General features: G+C 73.1%; 21 protein-coding genes. 8 read left to right on the top strand and 13 right to left on the bottom strand.

The features are described 5' to 3' along the window. Window positions 1-107: 107 nt before the first annotated feature. Together ACIBJF_RS34515 and ACIBJF_RS34510 are read right to left on the bottom strand one after the other, a co-directional pair. The gene (locus ACIBJF_RS34515) at window positions 108-887 is read right to left on the bottom strand and encodes a hypothetical protein (RefSeq protein WP_399179732.1); all 780 of its coding nucleotides are present in this window, start codon (window positions 885-887) and stop codon (window positions 108-110) included. Between the two features lie 7 nt (window positions 888-894). After that, window positions 895-1,944 (bottom strand): LacI family DNA-binding transcriptional regulator, encoded by a 1,050-nt coding sequence (locus ACIBJF_RS34510; RefSeq protein ID WP_351805089.1) that lies wholly within the window; start codon window positions 1,942-1,944, stop codon window positions 895-897. A 260-nt stretch (window positions 1,945-2,204) separates the two neighbouring features. Here ACIBJF_RS34510 and ACIBJF_RS34505 point away from each other — a divergent pair, with 260 nt between their 5' ends. After that, window positions 2,205-3,155: an ROK family protein gene (locus ACIBJF_RS34505; RefSeq protein WP_399179730.1), complete on the top strand. Its 951-nt coding sequence runs from the start codon at window positions 2,205-2,207 to the stop codon at window positions 3,153-3,155. A gap of 70 nt (window positions 3,156-3,225) precedes the next feature. Here the strand turns inward: ACIBJF_RS34505 and ACIBJF_RS34500 are convergent, their stop codons facing one another. From ACIBJF_RS34500 to ACIBJF_RS34485, 4 genes are all read right to left on the bottom strand, one after another. Continuing rightward, the gene (locus ACIBJF_RS34500) at window positions 3,226-5,241 is read right to left on the bottom strand and encodes an NPCBM/NEW2 domain-containing protein (RefSeq protein WP_399179728.1); all 2,016 of its coding nucleotides are present in this window, start codon (window positions 5,239-5,241) and stop codon (window positions 3,226-3,228) included. Window positions 5,242-5,456: 215 nt separating this feature from the next. Next, window positions 5,457-6,239 carry a maleylpyruvate isomerase family mycothiol-dependent enzyme gene (locus ACIBJF_RS34495; RefSeq protein ID WP_399179736.1) on the bottom strand — a complete coding sequence of 261 codons (783 nt, stop codon included), beginning with the start codon at window positions 6,237-6,239 and terminating at the stop codon, window positions 5,457-5,459. After that, window positions 6,199-6,552 carry a hypothetical protein gene (locus tag ACIBJF_RS34490; RefSeq protein ID WP_399179726.1) on the bottom strand — a complete coding sequence of 118 codons (354 nt, stop codon included), beginning with the start codon at window positions 6,550-6,552 and terminating at the stop codon, window positions 6,199-6,201. Before ACIBJF_RS34490 ends, ACIBJF_RS34495 begins: the two co-directional genes overlap by 41 nt. A gap of 111 nt (window positions 6,553-6,663) precedes the next feature. Continuing rightward, complete coding sequence (locus ACIBJF_RS34485) at window positions 6,664-6,987, bottom strand: hypothetical protein (RefSeq protein WP_399179724.1); 324 nt, start codon at window positions 6,985-6,987, stop codon at window positions 6,664-6,666. A 110-nt stretch (window positions 6,988-7,097) separates the two neighbouring features. Between ACIBJF_RS34485 and ACIBJF_RS34480 the strand changes: the two genes are divergently transcribed. Together ACIBJF_RS34480 and ACIBJF_RS34475 are read left to right on the top strand one after the other, a co-directional pair. After that, window positions 7,098-7,292, top strand: a complete 195-nt coding sequence (locus ACIBJF_RS34480) for a hypothetical protein (RefSeq protein ID WP_399179722.1) — start codon at window positions 7,098-7,100, stop codon at window positions 7,290-7,292. A 143-nt stretch (window positions 7,293-7,435) separates the two neighbouring features. Next, the gene (locus ACIBJF_RS34475; RefSeq protein ID WP_399179720.1) at window positions 7,436-8,479 is read left to right on the top strand and encodes an NUDIX domain-containing protein; all 1,044 of its coding nucleotides are present in this window, start codon (window positions 7,436-7,438) and stop codon (window positions 8,477-8,479) included. Between the two features lie 121 nt (window positions 8,480-8,600). Here ACIBJF_RS34475 and ACIBJF_RS34470 read toward each other — a convergent pair whose 3' ends face one another. Next, a complete protein-coding gene (locus tag ACIBJF_RS34470; RefSeq protein ID WP_399179719.1) occupies window positions 8,601-9,302 on the bottom strand; it encodes an MBL fold metallo-hydrolase in 702 nt (233 codons plus the stop codon). Between the two features lie 62 nt (window positions 9,303-9,364). Then, on the bottom strand, window positions 9,365-10,720 hold the full coding sequence (locus ACIBJF_RS34465) for a dipeptidase (protein WP_399179717.1): 1,356 nt from the start codon (window positions 10,718-10,720) through the stop codon (window positions 9,365-9,367). A 141-nt stretch (window positions 10,721-10,861) separates the two neighbouring features. Between ACIBJF_RS34465 and ACIBJF_RS34460 the strand changes: the two genes are divergently transcribed. Continuing rightward, entirely contained in the window at window positions 10,862-12,103 is a 1,242-nt protein-coding gene (locus ACIBJF_RS34460; RefSeq protein ID WP_399179715.1) for a geranylgeranyl reductase family protein, read from the top strand. Window positions 12,104-12,606: 503 nt separating this feature from the next. Here the strand turns inward: ACIBJF_RS34460 and ACIBJF_RS34455 are convergent. Further along, entirely contained in the window at window positions 12,607-13,056 is a 450-nt protein-coding gene (locus ACIBJF_RS34455) for a nitroreductase family deazaflavin-dependent oxidoreductase (RefSeq protein ID WP_356314357.1), read from the bottom strand. A 145-nt stretch (window positions 13,057-13,201) separates the two neighbouring features. On the opposite strand from ACIBJF_RS34455, the gene ACIBJF_RS34450 reads away from it, so the two are divergent. The 3 genes from ACIBJF_RS34450 to ACIBJF_RS34440 all read left to right on the top strand — a co-directional run bounded on the left by ACIBJF_RS34450 (window position 13,202) and on the right by ACIBJF_RS34440 (window position 15,881). Then, window positions 13,202-13,888 (top strand): TetR/AcrR family transcriptional regulator, encoded by a 687-nt coding sequence (locus ACIBJF_RS34450; protein ID WP_399179713.1) that lies wholly within the window; start codon window positions 13,202-13,204, stop codon window positions 13,886-13,888. 116 nt (window positions 13,889-14,004) lie between these two features. After that, entirely contained in the window at window positions 14,005-15,219 is a 1,215-nt protein-coding gene (locus ACIBJF_RS34445; protein WP_399179711.1) for a sensor histidine kinase, read from the top strand. Continuing rightward, a complete protein-coding gene (locus tag ACIBJF_RS34440) occupies window positions 15,216-15,881 on the top strand; it encodes a response regulator (protein WP_399179710.1) in 666 nt (221 codons plus the stop codon). Before ACIBJF_RS34445 ends, ACIBJF_RS34440 begins: the two co-directional genes overlap by 4 nt. Here ACIBJF_RS34440 and ACIBJF_RS34435 read toward each other — a convergent pair. Continuing rightward, window positions 15,842-16,123 (bottom strand): DUF6332 family protein, encoded by a 282-nt coding sequence (locus ACIBJF_RS34435; protein WP_399179709.1) that lies wholly within the window; start codon window positions 16,121-16,123, stop codon window positions 15,842-15,844. The two genes, ACIBJF_RS34440 and ACIBJF_RS34435, sit on opposite strands and share 40 nt — an antisense overlap. Window positions 16,124-16,194: 71 nt before the next feature. Next, window positions 16,195-17,685: an MFS transporter gene (locus ACIBJF_RS34430; RefSeq protein WP_399179708.1), complete on the bottom strand. Its 1,491-nt coding sequence runs from the start codon at window positions 17,683-17,685 to the stop codon at window positions 16,195-16,197. An 85-nt stretch (window positions 17,686-17,770) separates the two neighbouring features. Here ACIBJF_RS34430 and ACIBJF_RS34425 point away from each other — a divergent pair, with 85 nt between their 5' ends. Next, window positions 17,771-18,169: a MarR family winged helix-turn-helix transcriptional regulator gene (locus ACIBJF_RS34425; protein ID WP_399179706.1), complete on the top strand. Its 399-nt coding sequence runs from the start codon at window positions 17,771-17,773 to the stop codon at window positions 18,167-18,169. Between the two features lie 7 nt (window positions 18,170-18,176). Here ACIBJF_RS34425 and ACIBJF_RS34420 read toward each other — a convergent pair whose 3' ends face one another. Beyond that, on the bottom strand, window positions 18,177-18,917 hold the full coding sequence (locus ACIBJF_RS34420; RefSeq protein ID WP_399179704.1) for a maleylpyruvate isomerase family mycothiol-dependent enzyme: 741 nt from the start codon (window positions 18,915-18,917) through the stop codon (window positions 18,177-18,179). A gap of 460 nt (window positions 18,918-19,377) precedes the next feature. After that, window positions 19,378-20,568, bottom strand: coding sequence for an MFS transporter (locus ACIBJF_RS34415; RefSeq protein WP_399179702.1), 1,191 nt, complete (start codon window positions 20,566-20,568; stop codon window positions 19,378-19,380). Window positions 20,569-20,743 lie beyond the last annotated feature (175 nt).

Genomic DNA, 20,743 nt, shown 5'->3' with positions numbered 1-20,743 from the left:
CCGGCCGCCGGAAGGCGCGGTCGCAGGGCGGGTAAAACCGTCAAGCCTGCCGCAGCGATGTAGGCAGGAATCTCCTTCCCGAGGCTTGCCGAGGGGAGGGGAGAGCTTCAACTCAGGGGCGGGAACAACGACGAGCCGGTGCCCGGGCTCCCGGCCTGCTGACCCTCGGCGTACGGCTCGAGACCCGACTCCGTCACCCACTTCTGCTCGGCGAACAGCCGGGTTCCCCGCGCGCACAGTCCGGGGTCGCGGCGGGCCCGCGCGCAGAACTCCTCCGGCGTGACCCCGAAGAGCTCGCGTAACGCAGCTGATCCCACGAGGAGTTCGGTGAGCAGGGTGCGCTGGTCGCCGGGATGGCGGCGGGGCCCACCGGCGCCGTCGTGCAGCACGCCGTGCCGGTTGACGCAGGCGTACGCCCCGGTGAGCGCGTGACCGTCCGGCAGCTCGATCCGCCCCCGAGGCGCGGGCAGCCAGGCCCGCCGGAAGTGGGGCTCGCCGGCGTCGACCGCGTCCAGCTGGCGCCGGTCCAGCCAGATGACGAACAACGCCCGTAACGCCTGTGGAGATTTGACCGGAGACGCGGAGACATAGCCTAGTCGGCTGACGTGCGCCGAGATGCCCACGTCGAGTCCGGACACCCGCGACCGCACCATCGGCACCGTGGAGTCGATCCTGAACTCGGCCATTTTGCGGCGCAGTTGGCCGGGGCAGGCGTTGGAGCCGACGGCGAGCAGCGGCACCCGGTCGTCGTACAGCAGGCGCTCCAGCGGGAACATCCGGTCGCTGTGCAGCAGCCCGGAGTCGGTGGGCCAGGCGCCGGGATAGGTCAGCGGATGGTCGCGGGGAGCGCCGGCGAGGCCGAGTTCCTCCAGGGTGCGGCCGGTCACGCGCGGCTCAGTCGGCCGGCGGTAGCTCGCCCGAGCCGCGTGTGATCAGCCGGGTGGGCAGCTCGATGCGCTCCGGTGCGACGAGGCTGCCGTCCAGCTGACGGAACAGGCGCTCGGCGGCGGTACGGCCGAGGGCGGCCGCGTCCTGGGCGACGACCGTGACGCCCGGCTGGAGCAGATCGGCCAGCTCGATGTCGTCGAAGCCGACGAGGGCGACCCGGCGGGACTGCTCGGCCAGGACCCGGATCACGGTGACCGTCACCCGGTTGTTGCCCGCGAAGATCGCGGTGACGGGGTCGGGTCCGGAGAGCATCTCCTCCGCCGCCCGGCGCACCCGCTCCGGGTTCGTCTGCCCGAGGGACATCCAGGCGTCCTCGACCGGTATGCCCGCGTCCTCCATGGCCGCCCGGTAGCCGCGCAGCCGCTCGGCCGCGGTGTGGATGCGCGGCATGTCGCCGATGAAGCCGATCCGGCGGTGGCCGTGGGCGATGAGATGGGCGACCCCGTCCCGGGCGCCGCCGTAGTTGTCGGAGAGGACCACGTCGGCGTCGATGCGCCCGGCTGGACGGTCCACGAACACGGTCGCCACGCCCGCCCTGATCTCCGGTTCGAGATAGCGGTGGTCGTCTCCGGCCGGGATCACCACCAGCCCGTCCACCCGCCGTGCGCACAGGGCCAGCGCCAGCTCCTGCTCGCGCTCCGGGTCCTCGGCGCTGGAGCCGTTGATCAGCAGGGCGCCATGGGCCCGGGCCACCTCCTCCACGGCGCGGCTGAGCGGGCCGTAGAAGGGGTCGGCGAGGTCCTCGAGGACCAGGCCGATGCTCGCCGTACGGCCCTTGCGCAGCACCCGGGCGCTGTCGTTGCGGCGGAAGCCCAGCGCGTCGATCGCCTCCTGCACCCGGCGCTCGGTGTCCGGGGTGACACCGGGCTCGCCGTTGACCACCCGGGAGACCGTCTTCAGGCCGACCCCGGCCCGCGCCGCCACGTCCTTCATGGTCGGGCGGTTGCCGTAACGGGTGCCGGAAAGGCTGTCTGTGCGGCGGGTGGTCTCGGGCACGATGCGGCGTCCTGTCCTGTCGTCCGTCTCGGCCACGGAGCCGGTGCTTCCGGGCTGGTGCGCGGTGCGCACGGGGTGATGCGCCCCGGGTGATGCGCCGATCCGTGGTTTGTATGAGGATGTGGCGTCGAGCATAGAACCTGGACAACGTTGTCAGATGCGCGAGAGACTGTCCACAGCTGTCTGTCGGCCTGCGCCCCACCGTGTGACCGGCCTGCGTGTCTTTGGTTCTCGAGCTTCAACGGGGAGATCTGACTCTGATGCACACCGACCTCGTGGCGGCCCTGGACATCGGCGGCACCAAGATCGCCGGCGCGCTGGTGGACGGCGGCGGACGGATCCTGACCCGGGCCCAGCGCGGCACGCCCGCCCAGCAGGACGGTGAAACGGTCATGCGGGCCGTCGAGGAGGTCCTCGGCGACCTCGCCGGTTCGCCGATGTGGGAACGCGCGGGCGCCGTCGGCATCGGCAGCGCCGGCCCGGTGGACGCCTCGGCGGGCACGGTCAGTCCGGTGAACGTGCCGGGCTGGCGGGACTTCCCGCTGGTCGACCGGGTGCGCGCGGCCACCGGCGGGCTCCCGGTCGAGCTGATCGGCGACGGCGTCGCGATCACGGCGGCCGAGCACTGGCAGGGCGCCGCCCGCGGCCACGACAACGCGCTGTGCATGGTGGTGTCGACCGGGGTAGGCGGCGGCCTGGTCCTGAACGGCCGGCTGCACCCCGGGCCGACCGGCAACGCCGGGCACATCGGACACATCAGCGTCGACCTCGACGGCGACCCGTGCCCGTGCGGCTCGCGCGGCTGTGTGGAGCGGATCGCGAGCGGCCCGAACATCGCCCGCCGTGCCCTGGAACAGGGCTGGCGTCCGGGCCCCGACGGCGACACCTCGGCCGCCGCCGTGGCCGCCGCCGCCCGCGAGGGCGACCCGGTCGCGGTGGCCTCCTTCGAGCGTGCGGCACAGGCGCTGGCCGCCGGCATCGCGGCCACCGCGACCCTGGTCGAGATCGACATCGCCGTGATCGGCGGCGGTGTCGGCAAGGCGGGCGAGATCCTCTTCACCCCCCTGCGCAAGGCCCTCGGCGACTACGCCACGCTGTCCTTCGTCCAGCGCCTCCAGGTCGTGCCCGCGCAGATGGGTACCGACGCGGGGCTGGTCGGCGCGGCGGCCGCCGCACTGGCGCGGAAGCCGGACGCGACGGCGGGGGTCTGAGCCGAGGCTCGGTGAGCAGCCCAGACGCACCCGCAGCCGGGTACGGTCTCACCCCGACGGGTGGGCACCGTCAGCAACTCACTTGCGCGTCCGCCCAGTCCGCATGGTCGGAGTCGATGCCGTCGCCCGCGTCGGTGACGACCAGGCGGACCACCTGGGCGCCGGTGACGTCGGCGGTCAGGGGCTGGGCGGGCATCGCGTTGGTCAGGACGCCGGTCGAGGCGACCTTCGTCCCGTCGGCCCAGATCTCGAAGGTGACGGTGCCCTTGGTGCCCTTCTCGTCGTCGACGCCGACGTCCGCGGTGACCTTGCCGCAGGCCTTGCCGGTGTAGAAGGAGACCTCGCTCGGGGCGTGCACGCCGAGGCCCTTGGCGTACACGGTGCCGCCGATGGTGATGGGGCGGCCGTCGCCCGCCGCGCTCTCCCCGTTGCTGGTGTCGCGCTCCACCGGGCCCCAACCGCTGGTCGCCGACAGCCAGTCCAGGTCGCTCAGGTACGACGTCCCGGCGGGTGGCCGGACCACGACGGACGCGGTCAGCGCAACGGTGCTGGTGACCTGTTGCCCGGCCGGCGAGAGGTAACGCGCCTGGAGCGTGAGGCCGAAGGAGCCGGTCGGTGTTCCGGCCGGCGCGGTGACGGTCCAGCCGGTGCGCAGGGTTTCACCGGTGGCGAGGGCGTCGGCCGTGGTCGGTGACGCGGGCCGTACGGTCCATCCGTCGGGGCCGGTCAGGGTCACGGCCACCCGGCGTGCCGGGGTGCGGCCGAGGTCGGTGACGGTGCTGGTCAGCGTGGCCGGCGTACCCGCCTCCAGCAACGGGCTGCCGTCCAGGCCCAGTTCGGCGGCGGGCGGGTGCGCGGCCCAGCGGGGGTCGGCCGAGACGCGCAGCAGGACCGTGCCGTGGGCGGGGACGGTGGCCGCGATGGTGCCGGCGGTGTTGTAGCTCTTGTGCTGCCACAGGTCCCGCTGGGTGTACGCGGAGGCGTCGGGCAGGCCGACGGCCGACGCGGTGGTGACGATCCGCTGAGCCGTGCCCGACTCGTTGAACAGGGCCACCGCGCGGCTGCCGTCCTTCATCTCCTTGGCGATCACCCAGCGTCCGCCGGCCGAGGAGACGACCGTGCCCTGCTTGCCCAGCGGGTCCTGGTCGACGGCGATGACCTCCTTGTTGTCCAGGATGTCGAAGGTCGCCTGGGTGGCCTTGCGCAGGTCGGTGCCGATGAGCAGCGGCGCGGCCATGACCGACCAGAGGGAGAAGTGCGAGCGGTACTCGGTGTCCGTCATGCCGCCGTTGCCGACCTCCAGCATGTCGGGGTCGTTCCAGTGGCCGGGTCCGGCGTACGGCGCGAGCGGCAGGTTCTGCTTCAGGATGGACAGCATCGAGGACCAGCTGTCACTGATGTCACCGGTGGTCCGCCACAGGTGACCCACGTCCGACGCCCACTCCCAGGGCTTGTTCTGGCCCCATTCGCAGATGCTGTAGACGATGGGCCGACCGGTCGCCTTGAGGGCGTCCCGCATGGTGGTGTAGCGCTTCTTGGCGTCGACGCCCTGGTTGTTGCAGTTGTCGTACTTCAGATAGTCCACGCCCCAGTCGGCGAACTGCTGCGCGTCGCTGTACTCGTGGCCGAGCGCGCCCGGGAAGCCCGCGCTGTTGCAGGTCTTGGTGCCGGCGCTGGTGTAGATGCCGAGTTTGAGCCCCTTGGAGTGGACGTAGTCGGCGACGGCCCTGATGCCGTTCGGAAAGCGGGCCGGGTCGGGCACCAGCTTGCCGTCGGCGTCGCGCTGCGGCAGCGCCCAGCAGTCGTCCAGGTTGACGTACTGGTAGCCGGCGTCCTTCAGGCCCTTGGCCACGAAGAGGTCGGCTATGCCCTTGACCATGCTCTCGTTGAAGTCCGCGCGGCAGTGCGTGGAGTTCCAGTTGTTGAAGCCCATGGGCGGGGTGAGGGCGAGACCGTCGGCCAGGGCGGCGGCGGCCGGGTCCTCGTCGGGTGCCGCCAGAGCGGCGAGGCCCGCCGCGCACAGCAGGCCTGCGGTGAGCGCTCCGAGCACTCTTCGGCGGGTGGTGCGGGTGTGAGGGTGACGCATCGTTGACGTTCCTCCGACTCGCGAAAGATGGCTGACGACTGGGCGGTGCCTGGGTGGCATGCATGTGCCAGCTGTGCGCGTTTACGGTAGAACGTGTCGGAGTGTGTTGGAAGAGGCGTGCCCCGACTGATCGATCTGCCGTCAGAAGGCTTGACGGCAGGCCCGTTTGGGGCAATAGCTGCTGTCAGGCGTTCGGATCTGTTCGCTTCCGCGGCTCATGTCTCGTCGTCGACGCGGCCCCAGCCCGGCAGCGGAGGCTGCGGCCAGGCGGGCGGGGCAGGCAGGAGCCGCGCCGGGCCGTCGGTCGTCAGAACGCCGGCCGGAGTCCGCCCGCTGAGCCAGCCGAGCACCTGGTGCCCGGCCCCGGCGACCGAGGGTCCCTCCTGCGCCACGGACCAGCGCCGGCCGAGATCCACGGCCGCCACCGAGGCGAGCGGAAACCCTGGGCGCAGCGTGGTGAGGGTGTCGTCCAGCGCCCGGGAGACACAGCCGTCGGGCCACTGCCCGGTACCGTGGCCGACGCCCGGGTCGAGGTGATGCGTCTCCAACTCCCGCAGGCAGCGCAGCAGGAGGTACCAGGCCGGATGCCGCCGGCCGGCCGGCGCGGGGACCAGACGGTCCCAGGCGGGGACGGGCAGCGCACGCGCCTGCGCCGCGAACCGGTCCAGGCTCTCGCGCAGGCGGGCCGCGAGCCGCTCGCCGGACAGCGCCGCGTCGCGCTCGACGCCGCGGTCAGGGTCGCCGCGTCCGTGCGGGGGCCCGGTGCGCGGCCCGTGTGCGAGCCGCAGCAGCCAGACATACACGTCCACGCTGCGGGCGACGTGGGCGAGCACATGGCCCCGCGTCCACCCCGGGAGCCCCGACCGGGCACGGAGTTCTGTGCCGGACCGGCCGGCCGCGGCCCGCACGAGCGCACGACGTCCTCGATGCGGCCGCCGCCGAAGACCGGGAGCCCGGTCACCGGAACTCCCGCACGACCTCGATCCGTCCGACGATATGGGCGTTGAACTCGTCCAACTCCTCGGCCGGCACCCACAGTTCGAGGATCGTCTCGCCGCCGGCCCGCCGGACCGGATACCGGGCGAGGAACTCGGCGTCGACCTCGAACCGGGTCACGAAGCCGGCGCCGTCGTGCTTGACGTTCCAGTCCCGGGCGATGCGGATCGCGTAGTCCTCGTCGAGGACCGGGTAGAAGATCGGCTGCTCCGGGAGCCGGGGCGGCCAGGCCCGCCAGTCGAGCGCGCGGACCAGCTCCAGCTCCTTGGGGCCCGTGGGGCGCCAGAGGGTCGTCGTCAGGGGCGGGCTGGTCATGACCTCGTGTCTCCGGTAGGGGCCTGCTCTGTCGCCGGGCAGGTCGGGACGTCGGACGATACCGGCCCCGCGCGACGGCGGACCAGCGGATTTCGGCGGGGTCCGGCACCCTCACGGGGCCGCGAACCGCCGTGCCAGGTCGCGGTGATGGGCGGCGGCCCGCTCCATCTGCGTTCGATCCGCGGTCGGTCCGGCGAGCACCTCGAGCCGGTCGGCGAGCCGCCGGTGCCGGTCCCGGGCGTGCTCGCGGCACGGCAGGCACGTGACGCGCTCGGGGTGCCGTGAGACGCGGGCGCGCGGCACGCGCAGCCCGCACCCCGTGGTGGTCTCGGCGGACAGCGTGCCGACCAGACCGAACGTGGCGGCGATGACGTTGCGCACCGCCGCCGCGTCGCCCTGCGCCTCGACGTGGATGTGACCGTCGGAAATCTCCATACGCCCTCCCACCGGGACGGTAACCCGGCCCTCCCACCGGGACGGTAACCCCTCTCGTCCGCTCGCGGACATCCGCGTGACTCCTGGCCGGATCCGCAGTTGATCAGCGCATGAAGAAGCGCAGCATGCTCGCCATCGCGACCCTGGCCACCGGATTCGTCGTGGCCGCCGTCACCCCTTCCCACGCGGCGGACGCGGGACCCCTGAAGGATCTCAACGTCTCGGACACCCTCGACGGGGCGGGTCACCTGGTCAGCCAGGACAGCTTCGCCGTCGACGGCAACGCCCTCGGCGGCGAGGAGTAGCTCCCACGGCCCACGGCGCGCGTGCCGGTGTTCCCGCCGCAGGGGGCACCGGCACTCCCGTTCCGGCGCCCTCACCGGGGCGGGGTTTCCGTGGCAGGGTGGAGCGGGCAAGCCTCAGGGGGCCAACACAAGAGGGGGAGTCCGTGACCGTCGTCTGGATCAACGGCGCGTTCGGTGCGGGGAAGACGACCACCGCACGGGAGCTGATCGAGCTGGTCCCGAACAGCACGCTCTTCGACCCGGAGGTCATCGGCGCGGGGCTCACACACCTTCTGCCGGCCAAGCGGCTCGCCGAGGTCGGTGACTTCCAGGACCTGCCGATCTGGCGCCGGCTCGTGGTCGACACGGCTGCCGCGATGCTCGCCGAGCTCGGTGGGACCCTCGTGGTGCCGATGACGCTGCTCCGCCAGGACTACCGCGACGAGATCTTCGGCGGCCTCGCCGCCCGCAGGATCCCCGTGCACCACCTCCTGCTCGCCCCGGCGGAAACGATCCTGCGCGAGCGGATAGCCGGCCGGGAGGTCCCGCCCGAGCTGCCCGACGGCGACATACGGGTACGGCAGTGGTCGTTCGACCACATCGAGCCCTACCGCACCGCCCTCGCCTCCTGGCTCACCGCCGACGCCCACCTCATGGACACCAGCGCCCTCACCCCGCACGCCACCGCCGTGCGCATCGCCGACGCCATCGGCAGCGGTGCCATACCGCCCTGCGACATCGTGCAGACCCCCGAGCCGACCGCCGAGACCCTCGCCGCCGGGGTGCTGCTCTTCGACGAGCTCGACCGGGTGCTGCTGGTCGACCCCACCTACAAGCCCGGCTGGGAGTTCCCCGGGGGCGTGGTCGAGCGCGGCGAGGCACCGGCTCGCGCCGGGATGCGCGAGGTCGCGGAGGAGACCGGGATACGGCTGCGGGAGGTGCCCCGGCTGCTCGTCGTGGACTGGGAGCGGCCGGTGCCGCCCGGCTTCGGCGGGCTGCGGCTGCTGTTCGACGGCGGCCGGCTGGAGTCCGGCGAGGCGTCCCGGGTGCTGCTGCCGGGTCCGGAGCTGCGCGGCTGGCGCTTCGCGAGCGAGCAGGAGGCCGCCGAGATGCTGCCGCCGGTCCGCTACGAGCGGCTGCGCTGGGCTCTGCGGGCCCGCGAGCGGGGGACCGCGCTGTATCTGGAGGCGGGAGTGCCCGTCGGCTGACCGCGCCTACGGCACAAGCCGACGGGAGTTCGGCAACCTTCCGGGTCCGCCATGAGCCGGCTGCTGCGCTACGCGGCCGCGAGAGGTCACCGAGGGGGACGACGGCCCGCGCGGGCGCCGGTCAGGCCACGGCCGCCGCCTTGCGCAGAGCCGTGGCGGCGTCGCCCACGACCGCGTCCCCGTGTCCAAAGCACGCCACCTCCGCGTCCAGGGCCGCCAACCGCGCGACGGAGGCGAGGAGCCGGGGTCGGTCGAGGTTGAAGACGCCCGGGATCACCGTGCCGTCGACCGGCGAGCGGGCCACCGTGTCCCCGGTGAACAGCACCCTCTCGTCGGGCAGGAACAGGGCGATGCTGCCGTCCGTGTGCCCCGGTACGTGGATCACCCGGGCGCCGCCGCCGAAGCCCAGCACATCGCCGTCGGCCACCTCGGTGACCTCGGCCGGAGGCACGGGTGTGCCCTTGGGCAGCTGCCGGGCGGCCTCCGCGTGGATCGGCAGCTCCCACTCCTCGAAACGCGGTGGCGGGCCCTGGAGTTCGCCTCGTACGAACGGCGCGTCGAGAGGGTGGGCGAGTACCTCCGCCCCGCTCAGCGTGGCGAACTCGCCCGCCCCGCCGACGTGGTCCTCGTGGAAGTGGGTCAGCACGATCCGCCGTACGTCCCCGGGCGCGTGCCCCAGCACCCTGACCGCGTCGGCGATCGCACGGCTGGCACCGATCGGTCCCGCGTCGATCAGCGTCAGCGCGTCGTCGCGCCACAGATACGCCTGGCCGACGGGGAAGCGCAGGAGGTGGAGCCGGGGGAGCAGTCCGATGACGTCCATGCGCCGACGGTAGGCGGCGCCCCCGCCCGTGGGCGAGGGCGCTCTGCCGTGGGCAGAAGGGCTCAGCCGGCCGCGTAGTTGCGCAGGAACAGCGCCTCGGCGGCCGACAGGCGCTCCAGTTCCTCGGGGGACACGCTCTCGTTGACCGCGTGGATCTGTGCCTCCGGCTCGCTCAGGCCGATGAGCAGGATCTCCGCCTGCGGGTACAGGCCGGCCAGCGTGTTGCACAGCGGGATGGAACCGCCCTCACCGGCGTACTGCATGCTCTCACCGGGGTAGGCGACCGCCATCGCGTCGGCCATCGCCTGGTAGGCCGGGCTGGTGGCGTCGGCGCGGAAGGCCTGGCCCTGGCCGATCTGCTCGGTGGTGACCCGGGCGTCCCAGGGGGTGTGGGCCTGCAGGTGCGCCTGGAGCAGCTTGGTCGCCTCCGCCGCGTCCACGCCCGGCGGCACCCGCAGGCTGATCAGCGCACGGGCGCTGGAGTGAACCGACGGGGTGGCGCCGACGACCGGCGGGCAGTCGATGCCGAGGACGGTGACGGCCGGGCGGGCCCAGAGGCGGTCGGCGACCGTGCCGTCGCCGATCAGATCGACGCCGTCGAGCACCTTGGCGTCGGCGCGGAACTGCTCCTCGGTGTACTCCAGGCCGTCCCACGTCCCCGTGGCGTCCAGCCCGTCGACCGTGGTCGAGCCGTCCTCGGCGCGCAGCGAGTCCAGCACGCGGATCAGCGCGGCGAGCGCGTCCGGGGCGGCGCCGCCGAACTGGCCGGAGTGCAGGTTGCCCGCGAGGGTGTCGATGCGCACGCGGACCAGGGTCATGCCGCGCAGCGTGGTGGTCACCGTCGGCAGGCCGACGCGGAAGTTGCCCGCGTCGCCGATCACGATGGTGTCGGCCTCCAGCAGCTCCGGGTGCTCCTCGGCGTACCGCTCCAGACCGCCCGTGCCCTGCTCCTCCGAGCCCTCGGCGATGACCTTGATGTTCACCGGGACGCCACCGTTCGCCTTCAGGGCGCGCAGCGCGAGCAGGTGCATGATCACGCCGCCCTTGCAGTCGGCGGCCCCGCGGCCGTACCAGCGGCCGTCGCGCTCGGTCAGCTCGAACGGCGGGGTGGTCCAGCCGGCCTCGTCCAGCGGCGGCTGCACGTCGTAGTGCGCGTAGAGGAGAACCGTTTTGGCGCCCTCCGGACCCGGCAGGTAGCCGTAGACGGACTGCGTGCCGTCGGGGGTGTCGAGGAGGGCCACGTCGACGAAACCCTCGGCGCGCAGCGCGTCGGCGACCCAGTTCGCGGCGGCCTCGCTCTCGCTCTTCGGGAACTGCGTGAAGTCCGCCACCGACTTGAAGGCGACCAGCTCGGCCAGCTCCGCCTTGGCCCGGGGCATCAGCGAGGCGACGGTCTCGGCGACCGGATTCGACGACATGGGCACGCTCCTCGTGGGTGCGACGTTGAACAGCTTGAACAGGGTATGTGCCCCCGATACTCCCACAGCGGCCTGCGACGATGTCCGCCGTAGGATGCGGGGGACACTACGGCAGCGGCTTGATCGGAGCGGTAGACCATCGTGAGCGGCGAGAACTCTTCGGCGGACGACGTGCAGCGGGTGTGGGACGTCGTCGTGGTGGGCGCGGGACCCGCGGGGGCCTCGGCCGCCTACGCGGCCGCGGTCGCGGGACGGCGCGTGCTGTTGCTGGAGAAGGCCGAGTTGCCGCGCTACAAGACCTGCGGCGGCGGCATCATCGGCCCCTCGCGCGACGCGCTGCCGCCCGGCTTCGAGCTGCCCTTCCGCGACCGGGTGCACGCGGTCACCTTCTCCAACAACGGCCGCTTCACCCGCACCCGCCGCTCCAAGCAGATGCTGTTCGGCCTGATCAACCGGCCCGAGTTCGACCAGCAGCTGGTCGAGCACGCCCAGAAGGCGGGCGCCGAGCTGCGTACGGGCGTCACGGTGCAGCGGGTCGAGCAGCACGGCTCGGCGGTCCCCGACCGGCGCACGGTCGCCGTGGTCCTGCAGGGCGGTGAGACGGTGCTGGCCCGCGCGGTCGTCGGCGCCGACGGCAGCGCCAGCCGGATAGGGGCGCACGTCGGGGTGAAGCTGGACCAGGTGGACCTCGGCCTGGAGGTGGAGATCCCCGTTCCGGAGCCGGTCGCCGAGGACTGGAAGGGCCGGGTGCTCATCGACTGGGGCCCGCTGCCGGGCAGTTACGGCTGGGTGTTCCCCAAGGGCGACACCCTGACGGTCGGCGTGATCTCCGCGCGCGGTGAAGGCGCCGCCACCAAGCGGTACTTGGAGGACTTCATCGCCCGGCTGGGCCTGTCCGGCTTCGAGCCGGCCGTCTCCTCCGGGCACCTGACCCGCTGCCGCGCCGACGACTCGCCGCTGTCCCGGGGCCGGGTGCTGGTCTGCGGTGACGCGGCCGGGCTGCTGGAGCCGTGGACCCGCGAGGGCATCTCCTTCGCGCTGCGCTCGGGCCGGCTGGCAGGGGAGTGGGCGGTGCGCATCGCCGAGGCGCACGATGCGGTCGACACCCGCCGCCAGGCCCTGAACTACGCGTTCGCGATCAAGGCCGGGCTCGGCGTCGAGATGAGCGTCGGCAAGCGCCTGCTGACCGTGTTCGAGAGGCGTCCCGGCCTCTTCCACGCGGCCCTCACCGGCTTCCGCCCGGCGTGGAAGGCCTTCCGCGACATCACCCAGGGTTCGACATCCCTGGGCGACATCGTCCGCACCCACCCGATCGCCCAGCGCGCCCTGACCGCACTGGACCGTGGACCGGCGGTTCCCTCCGAGAACCCGGCGACCCCCTGACCACGCCGGACGGGACCGGCGACGGGTCCTGCGCCGACCTGGCCGGACGGGGCCCGTGCGGACCGGGCCGGTGGGGCGCGGGAGCCGGTTCGATGCGGGGGAAGCAGGAGAACCGGGCCGTACGGAGCCTGCGTGGACCGGCACCGGGCCGTGCGGAGCCTGCGTGGATCGGGCTGGCGGGGCGCGCGAGCTGGTCCGGCACGGGGGAAGCGCGACAGCGGTTCGGTGCGGGCTGTGGGAACACTGGTCCGGTGCGAGGAAAGCACGTGAGCGGTCTGGCGCGGGGTGCGTGAGCTAGTCCGGGGTGCTGGTGCGAGAACCGGTCCGGTGCGAGGGAAGCGCGAGGACCGGGGCCGTGCGGAGCCCGCGTAGGCCGGGCTGGTGAGGCGCGCGAGCTAGTCCGGCTGGGGAGAAGCACGAGGACCGGGCCGGGCGGGGGTCCGTGTGGACCGGGCCGGTGGGGGGGCGGCGCCGGTCCGTGCCGAGGTGGGAACGCGTTTCGGTCAGTTCGTGACCGTGATGTGGAAGACCGGGTGGTCGGGGGCGATGCGCCGCAGGTCCTCGTCCGGGGAGTCGGGGCCGACGCCGTTGAAGAAGACCCCGACCTCCGCCTTCCAGCGCTTGAGGTAGGCCCGCAGCAGCGGGACCTTGTCGTCGTCGGCGACCTCGGTGGCGGTGAAGACGTCCACGTTCTTGCCGAGCCGCAGCTCGCCGCCGCCGGCCGCCCGCATGTTGTGGGTCCACTGGACATGGCCGCGCGGGGCGAGCAGATAGTGCTGCCCGTCCACCGTCAGCAGGTTCACCGGAGTGGTGCGCCACTCTCCGCTCTTGCGTCCGCGCACCGCCAGAACCCGGGAGCCCCAGATGCTGAGCCCGCGCCGGGTGAGCCAGGCCACGGCCCGGTTGAAGACGTTGACGGTGAACCAGCCCGGCTTTTTGACGTGTGTCGACATGGTGACCCCCACGATTTGGGAGAGCGGTGCTCTCGCTTGGCTCGATTGTGGCGCACACGGGTGCTCCGAGGCAAGAGCAGTGCTCTCTTTTTTGTTCGCCGCTCTCTTTTGTGTGCACTGCTCTCCCGCGTGGCAGACTGCAAGCATGAGCACCACACAGGGCGCCCGGGCACGGGCCAGGACGGAAGTCACCGCCGCCATCAAGGAAGCGGCCCGCAGACAGCTGGCGGAAGAAGGCGCGGCCAAGCTCTCGCTGCGGGCCGTCGCCCGCGAACTGGGCATGGTCTCCTCGGCGCTCTACCGCTACTTCCCCAGCCGTGACGACCTGCTCACCGCCCTGATCATCGATGCCTACGACTCCCTCGGCGCCGCGGCCGAGCAGGCGAGGGACGCCGCGGCCGGCACCCCTGCGGTGGCCCGCTGGACGGCGGTGTGCGAGGCGGTGCGCGGCTGGGCGCTCGCCCATCCGCACGAGTACGCGCTGATCTACGGCTCGCCCGTGCCGGGCTATGCCGCGCCTCAGACGACCGTCCCGGCCGCCGCCCGGGTCGGCCTGGTCTTCATCGGCATCGTCCGCGAAACCCGCGAGGACTCCGGCCTTGCCGACCTCGGCCTGCCCACCGGGCTGCGCCCCGAGGCCGAGCGCATGGCCGCCGACCTCGCTCCCGATCTGCCGCCCGAGGCGATCACGGCACTGGTGGCGGCCTGGGCCCAGCTGTTCGGGCTGGTCAGCTTCGAGCTGTTCGGCCAGTTCAACAAGGTGGTCGAGGACCGGGAGGCCTTCTTCCGGCACGCGGTCACGGGGCTGGCGCACGGAGTCGGGCTGCGTTAGGCGCCGAGCGGCACCGATGCCGGGCTCGCGGTGGGCGTCGTACTTCCCCGGGAGTACGCGTGATCGCCTCGTCCGGCTGACGCCCCTGCCGCCCGGCGGCGTCTACCGTGGCCTGCATGGAAGACCAGCGCGCCCCGGGGCAGTGGTGGCGGCACGGGCCGCCGTGGCGGAGCGCCCCCGACGAGACGGAGCCGAACCGGGCGCACTGGCCCTGGCGCACCACCGCGCTGCTCACCGTATTCGTCCTCATCGGCACCCACTTCGCGGCCCACAGTCAGCTCCACCGTGTGCCCCTGGACGGCTACGCGCGCGTGCTTCTGCTCGTGGGCTCGGTGCTGCTGCTGTGGCGGCACCGGCACCCGGTGGCCGTGGCCTACGGCACCGCGGTGGCGACCCTCGTCTACCTGGCCGCGGGCTATCCCTACGGACCGGTCTTCCTGATCGTCGCCGTCGGCTGCTTCAGCGCGGTCGTCGCCGGGCACCGGCGGGCGGCCTGGGGAGCCGTAGGCCTGCTGTGGGCCGGGCACGCCCTGATCGCCCTGTGGCTCTACCGCTGGCTCCCGCCCGCGGGCGACAAGGCCGGGAGCGTCTATCAGGAGATCGGTATCGGCGCCTGGGTGCTGGCCGTCGTCGCCCTGGCCGAACTGGTCCGGGTGCGGCGCGAGCAGTGGGCGCGGGAGCGCGCCGACCGGGCGGCGGCCGCGCGGCGCCGCGCGGACGAGGAACGGCTGCGGATCGCCCGCGAGTTGCACGACGTCCTCGCGCACAGCATCTCCGTCATCAACGTCCAGGCCGGGATGGGGCTCGCGCTGCTCGACAGCGACCCCGAGCAGGCGCGGACCGCGCTCACCACCATCAAGGCCGCCAGCAAGGAGGCGCTCGGCGAGGTGCGCCAGGTCCTCGACACCCTGCGCGCGCCCGGCGCCGCGCCGCGCGCCCCCGCCCCGGGCCTGGACCGGCTGCCGGAGCTGGTGGAACAGGCGGCCGCGGCCGGACTCACCGTGGAGATCGAGGGCGAGCCGCCGCGGCTGCCGCCCGGCGCCGACCTCGCCGCCTTCCGCATCGTGCAGGAGGCCCTGACCAACGTCGTACGGCACTCCGGATCGCGGCACGCGCGCGTGCGGTTCGCCCATGACGGCGAGGCGCTGCGGCTGCGCATCGACGACGACGGGCCGGCCACCGGCGCCGACGCCGGGGGCAGCGGCAACGGGCTGGCCGGCATGCGGGAACGGGCCGCCGCGCTCGGTGGCACCATCGATGCGGGCCCGCGCCCCGACGGCGGCTTCCGGGTGCTCGCCGTACTGCCGTCGCATCCCAGGGAGGACCAGTGATCCGGGTACTGCTCGCCGACGACCAGTCGCTCGTGCGCGCCGGTTTCAGGGCGTTGCTCGACGCTCAGCCGGACATCGCGGTGGCCGGCGAGGCGGCCGACGGCGAGGAGGCGCTGCGGCTGGTGCGCGAACTGCGGCCGGACGCCGTCCTGATGGACATCCGCATGCCCCTGCTCGACGGTCTCGCCGCGACCCGGCGGATCACCGCCGACGCGGAGCTGAAGGACGTGAAGGTGGTCATGCTCACCACCTTCGAGCTGGACGAGTACGTCTTCGAGGCGATCCGCTCCGGTGCCTCGGGCTTCCTGGTGAAGGACACCGAGCCGGAGGAACTCTTGCGCGCGGTACGGGCGGTGGTGCAGGGTGACGCGCTGCTGTCGCCGGGCGTCACCCGCCGGCTGATCGCGGAGTTCGCGGCCCGTTCCAAGGAGCCCGCGGCGGCGGACGCCCTCGCCCGGCTCACCGAGCGGGAACGGGAGGTGATGGCGCTGGTCGGGATCGGCCTGTCCAACGAGGAGATCGCCCGCCGGCTGGTGGTCAGCCCGCTCACCGCCAAGACCCATGTGAGCCGCACGATGGTGAAGCTGGGCGCACGGGACCGAGCGCAACTGGTGGTGCTGGCCTACGAGTCGGGGTTGGTACGGCCCGGCTGGCTGGGCTGAGCCGCCCGCCGGAAGCGCACCAGCACGCTCACCACCCGGGCGACGAACACCACCGGTGCGACCGCCGTGCCGAGCCGCAGCAGGACCTTGGACAGCAGCGGCGGCAGACCGAAGAGCAGTGCCGGCCCGGCCACGGCCCCGAACAGCACGGCCGCCGCGAAGGCTGCGCTCACCAGCGCATAGCCGATCTCGACCGTCGCCGCGTCCTGTCGGGCCTTGCGGCGTCCCCCGTATGCGTACATTCCCCCAGCTTCACAGACGGGCGCCCGGCAGGGCAATCGGCCCCGCCGGGCGCACGGTTGGAGGCTTTCCCCTAGTCGCGAACCGGCACGCGCTCCGCTTCCGCCTCCTCCACGGTGGACCTGGCGACCACGAGGGAGGGCTGTGTACGACGGCTGCGCAGACCGGTGAGGGTGATGAGCAGGCCGACCGCCGCGATGCCCGTGACGACCGTGAAGCCGGGCCGGTAGCTGTCGAGGACGGCTTGCGGGGTGGCGTGCGCGGGGGCGCCCGCGGTCACGACGGCGGTGACCACCGCCAGGAAGATCGCGCCGCCCACCTGCACCGAGGTGTTGAGCAGACCGGAGACCATGCCCTGCTCGTGGTCCTCGACCCCGTTGGTGGCCTGGATGTTGAGCGAGGGGAAGACCAGCGCGCAGGCCGCACCGATCAGCAGCATCGACGGCAGGATCACGGCCGCGTACACCGGGTCGAGGTCGACGCGCAGGAACAGCGCGTAGCCGAGGACCATGAAGGCGAAGCCGGTCGCGATCAGGCGCGGGGTGCCGAACCGGTCGACGATCGCGCCGACCTTCGTGGAGGACACCGCCACCAGCGCGCCCGCCGGCAGGAACGCGAGTGCCGTGTGGAGGGCGGACCAGCCGAGCAGGGACTGCATGTACAGCGTGGTCAGGAACTGGAAGCCGACGTAACTGCCGAAGAAGGCGATCGCGCCGAGCTGGGCGCGGACCTGGCTGCCCGAACGCAGCACGCCCAGCCGGATCAGCGGGCTCGGCGAGCGCCGCTCGACCAGGACGAACACGGTCAGCAGCACGGCGACCGCGAGGAAGGACAGCAGCGTGCGGGCCGAGGCCCAGCCGGCCTCGGGCGCCTGGACGACGGTGAAGACCAGCAGCAGCATCGCCGCGGTGCCGAGGACGGCGCCGGGGATGTCGTAGCCGTCGTGGTTCTCCTCGCGGGCGCTGCGCGGCAGCAGCCGCAGGCCGGCGAGGAGCGCGAGGAGGGCGATCGGTGCGGGCAGCAGCATGGTGAAGCGCCAGCTGGCCTCGGTGAGCAGGCCCGAGAGGACCAGGCCCATGGAGAAGCCGGTGGCGGCGCAGGTGGTGTAGATGGAGAGGGCGCGGTTGCGCAGCGGGCCCTCCGGGAACGTCGTGGTGATGATCGACAGGCCGGCCGGAGCCGTGAAGGCCGCGCTCAGGCCCTTGATGAAACGGCTGGCGATCAGCAGCGGACCCGAGTCCACGAGCCCGCCGAGCAGAGAGGCGAGCGCGAAGACGCCGAGGGCGACGAGGAACACCTGACGCCGGCCGAGCAGGTCGGCGGTGCGGCCGCCGAGCAACAGCAGGCCGCCGTAGCCCAGGATGTAGCCGCTGACGATCCATTGCAGCGTCGACGTGGACAGGTGGAGGTCGGAGCCGATGGACGGCAGCGCGACGCCGACCATCGACACGTCCAGCGCGTCCAGGAACATCGCCGCGCAGAGCACCAGCAGGGTGCCCCACAGTCGGGGAGTCCAGCGAACCGCCGGCGACGGGGCCGCGGAGGGGGTGAGCGGTGAGGTCATGCCGAAGACACTACATGCGCATGCATCGAATGCAAATGCATTTAATTCCGATGCAATGATCTCGGTCCTCTGCTACGGTGCGCCCATGGCGTCGAACAGGGCCGAGCAGGCGCTCGTGGAGCAGTGGCGGGGCATTCTGGGGCTGCATGCCCGCACCCAGTGCGAGCTGGACCGGGCCCTGCACGGACACGGCCTGTGCGCCAGCGACTTCGAGGTCCTCGACCTGCTGGCCGAGGGCGCGGCGGCGGACGGCGGCTGCGCCTACCGCGTGCAGGAGATCTCCGAGCGCGTCCATCTCAGCCAGAGCGCGCTGTCCCGGCTGATCGGGCGTCTGGAGAAGGACGGCCTGGTCGAGCGCGCGATGTGCGCCGAGGACCGGCGCGGGGTGCGCGTGGTGCTCACGGCGAAGGGGCGCGCGCTGCACGGCGAGGTGCGGCCGGTGCAGCGCGCGGTGCTGACCCGGATGCTCGGCGAGGGGGACTGACCGGGCGTCAGATTCCGCTCTTCTCCCGCCAGAGGGCGGCGAGGGAGCGATCACCGGACACGCTAGGCACGGGCTCCCGATTCCACAGGGCGAGATACAACTTGTCGGCGGGGCCCGACAGTTCGGCATCGGCCTGGTCCGCCGCGTCCCGGACGGTCACCGGCGGTTCGGCCGTGAGCCGTACGGTCCACACCGCCTCCGGCTCCGCGTCCAGCGCGCGTACCCGCAGCACGCGCGGCTCCGGTGTGCGCACGCGGCTCCTGGGGCGGGCGTGGAAACCGCGCAGCAGTTCGTCGATGCCGTCCACCGCGAAGTCCGCCGCGATCGGCGATGCCGTACCGCCGCGCGCGGCCTCCGCGTCGTACCGGTGGACGGCCGTCTCGTGCGCCTGCCGGCGGGTCCAGAAGGCCAGCGCCGAGGGGTTGGGCGCCGGGTGGAAGGTCCAGCACTCCAGGTCGGCGGGCGCGGCGGTCAGTGTGTCGACCAGCAGGCGGTGACTGTCCCGGTACCAGTCCACCAGTTCGTCGCCGTCCAGGTCCGGCAGGTCACCGAAGGGGCGGGGGTCCGGCTGTCCGTCGGCGACGACGGCCGCGGCCCACTGGTGCACCGCGCCGATGTGTCGCAGCAGGTCGCGCACCTGCCACTGCGGGCAGGTCGGCACCTTGGCATCGGTACCCGCGGCGGCGGCGGCCGCCGCGAGCAACCGGCCCTCCCGGTCCAGGGTCTGAAGGAAGTCGGCAGTGTCCATGGGGTGAGTGTGCCGGATGGGGGTGCTTGCCGGGTCGGTAATGGTCGGCGGGGGACCGGCTGGGCCTTCGGCGCGGTGGCCGACCGGGCGTTCGGCGTGTGGAGCTGATCGGGCCGGTACGGATTCCGATCGGAAGCGGGCGGCGCGAGGCCGGCCAGGTGGTCATGACGCGGGGCTGACCGGGCTCGTGCGCCGGTCCGGGGTGTTTGTCCGGTGGAGGCGTGTACGGCCGGTGCCGCGCTGAGCGGGTCGCCGTGCGGAGCTGGCGGGGAGGTGCGCGCGGAGTCGCCCGGCTGGTCAGGGTGTTGCCGCCGGCTTCCCGGCGTGCCGGTCCGGTTGGCCGGCGGGAAGGCGGCCGTGCGCTTGTTGACGCGGCGCCGACCGGGCCGCTTGCGGTGAGCCGGCCGGCCGCGTGTGCTCGATGTGCTCGGGGGCCGGCCGGGTGCTGTCGGCCGGCGGCTCACGCGCCCAGCGTCCGCCGCGTGGAGACGCCGATGGCCGTGGCGACGGCGGCCAGTGCCGCGACGCTGGTGAGTGCGGCCGGCAGGGAGAACCAGTCGGCCATGAACCCGATGGCGGGCGGCCCGAGCAGCATGCCGCCGTAGCCGAAGGTCGAGGCGACGGCCACGCCGGACGGACCGGTCAGCGAGCCGGCCCGCTCCACGGCGACCGGGAAGAGGTTGGCGAGGCCGAGGCCGGTGACGGCGAAGCCGATCAGGGCGGCCCACACGGACGGCGCGAGGGAGCCGAGCAGCATGCCGACCGCCGCGACGGTGCCGCCGGCGATCACCGTGCGGGCCCGGCCGAGGCGCTCCAGCAGGGTCGTGCCGGTCGCCCGGCCCACGGTCATGGCCAGCGCGAAACACGAGTACCCGGCCGCCGCCACGCCGGACGACGCCGCCAGGTCCTGCTGGAGGTGGAGCGCGCCCCAGTCGGCCATGGCGCCCTCGCCGTAGGCGGTGCACAGAGCGATCAGCCCGAAGACGACGACCAGCCCGCGGCCACCGGTCCGCCGCGCGGCGGCACGGTGCGGTTCCGGGGGCGAGGCGAGGGCGCGGTCCGCCGGGGCGGGCGGTTCCTGCCGCAGTAGGGTGCGCCCGGCGACGGCCGTGACGAGCAGCCCGATCAGGGTCAGGCCGAACAGATGCCGCGTGGGGGAGAGCGCACCGGCGACCAGTCCGCCGAGACCGGCGCCGATCATGCCGCCGAGGCTGAACGCGGCGTGGAACGACGGCATGATCGGCCGCCGCAGCGCGGCCACCAGGTCGACGGCGGCGCTGTTGAAGGCGACGTTGATACCGCCGTAGGCGGCGCCGAAGACGAGGAGCACGGCGCCGAGGGCGGGCGCGGAGTGGGTCAGCGGGGGCAGGCTGACGCTGAGGCAGAGCAGGACGGCGCAGACCACGGTGACCGGATGGCTGCCGTAGCGGCGGCACAGCCGCCCGGTCAGGGTCATGGTGACGACGGCACCGGCGGACACACAGAGCAGGGCGAGGCCCAGGGCGCTGGCGGAGGAGTCGGTCTGCTGCTTGATGGCGGGGATACGGACCACCCAGCCCGCGAAGACGAAGCCGTCGAGGGCGAAGAAGGCGGTGAGCGCGACGCGGAGCCGGGAGAGATCGCGGCTGCCACCCGGCACGACGCTGTGCATTCGGGATTTGTTTATTAGCGGCACAAAGTCAGGCTAGGCGGGGGCGCCGGAGTGGGGCAAGCGAAATGCCGAGGGGCGGGGCGGTTCGGCGGATCGATGGGTGCGAGCGGGGCGCGCTCGCACCGGCGGTGGCGTGGCGGGCAGGAGACGGCGGCGTGCCGTGCCCTGCCCGCCT

Source organism: Streptomyces sp. NPDC050743 (assembly GCF_044456925.1).
In the GTDB taxonomy this organism is placed as follows: domain Bacteria; phylum Actinomycetota; class Actinomycetes; order Streptomycetales; family Streptomycetaceae; genus Streptomyces.
The sequence above is the reverse complement of the archived record's forward strand: the minus strand, read 5'-3'. Positions and strand labels throughout refer to the sequence as shown.

What these genes read in the sequence shown, in the direction of transcription:
- ACIBJF_RS34470 (WP_399179719.1), bottom strand. Translation starts at nt 9,302, where the DNA reads ATGGACGTCATCGGACTGCTCCCCCGGCTCCACCTCCTGCGCTTCCCC.
- ACIBJF_RS34485 (WP_399179724.1), bottom strand. Translation starts at nt 6,987, where the DNA reads ATGGAGATTTCCGACGGTCACATCCACGTCGAGGCGCAGGGCGACGCG.
- ACIBJF_RS34505 (WP_399179730.1), top strand. Translation starts at nt 2,205, where the DNA reads ATGCACACCGACCTCGTGGCGGCCCTGGACATCGGCGGCACCAAGATC.
- ACIBJF_RS34465 (WP_399179717.1), bottom strand. Translation starts at nt 10,720, where the DNA reads ATGTCGTCGAATCCGGTCGCCGAGACCGTCGCCTCGCTGATGCCCCGG.
- ACIBJF_RS34425 (WP_399179706.1), top strand. Translation starts at nt 17,771, where the DNA reads ATGGCGTCGAACAGGGCCGAGCAGGCGCTCGTGGAGCAGTGGCGGGGC.
- ACIBJF_RS34430 (WP_399179708.1), bottom strand. Translation starts at nt 17,685, where the DNA reads ATGACCTCACCGCTCACCCCCTCCGCGGCCCCGTCGCCGGCGGTTCGC.
- ACIBJF_RS34445 (WP_399179711.1), top strand. Translation starts at nt 14,005, where the DNA reads ATGGAAGACCAGCGCGCCCCGGGGCAGTGGTGGCGGCACGGGCCGCCG.
- ACIBJF_RS34450 (WP_399179713.1), top strand. Translation starts at nt 13,202, where the DNA reads ATGAGCACCACACAGGGCGCCCGGGCACGGGCCAGGACGGAAGTCACC.
- ACIBJF_RS34490 (WP_399179726.1), bottom strand. Translation starts at nt 6,552, where the DNA reads ATGACCAGCCCGCCCCTGACGACGACCCTCTGGCGCCCCACGGGCCCC.
- ACIBJF_RS34435 (WP_399179709.1), bottom strand. Translation starts at nt 16,123, where the DNA reads ATGTACGCATACGGGGGACGCCGCAAGGCCCGACAGGACGCGGCGACG.
- ACIBJF_RS34420 (WP_399179704.1), bottom strand. Translation starts at nt 18,917, where the DNA reads ATGGACACTGCCGACTTCCTTCAGACCCTGGACCGGGAGGGCCGGTTG.
- ACIBJF_RS34455 (WP_356314357.1), bottom strand. Translation starts at nt 13,056, where the DNA reads ATGTCGACACACGTCAAAAAGCCGGGCTGGTTCACCGTCAACGTCTTC.
- ACIBJF_RS34415 (WP_399179702.1), bottom strand. Translation starts at nt 20,568, where the DNA reads ATGCACAGCGTCGTGCCGGGTGGCAGCCGCGATCTCTCCCGGCTCCGC.
- ACIBJF_RS34500 (WP_399179728.1), bottom strand. Translation starts at nt 5,241, where the DNA reads ATGCGTCACCCTCACACCCGCACCACCCGCCGAAGAGTGCTCGGAGCG.
- ACIBJF_RS34480 (WP_399179722.1), top strand. Translation starts at nt 7,098, where the DNA reads ATGAAGAAGCGCAGCATGCTCGCCATCGCGACCCTGGCCACCGGATTC.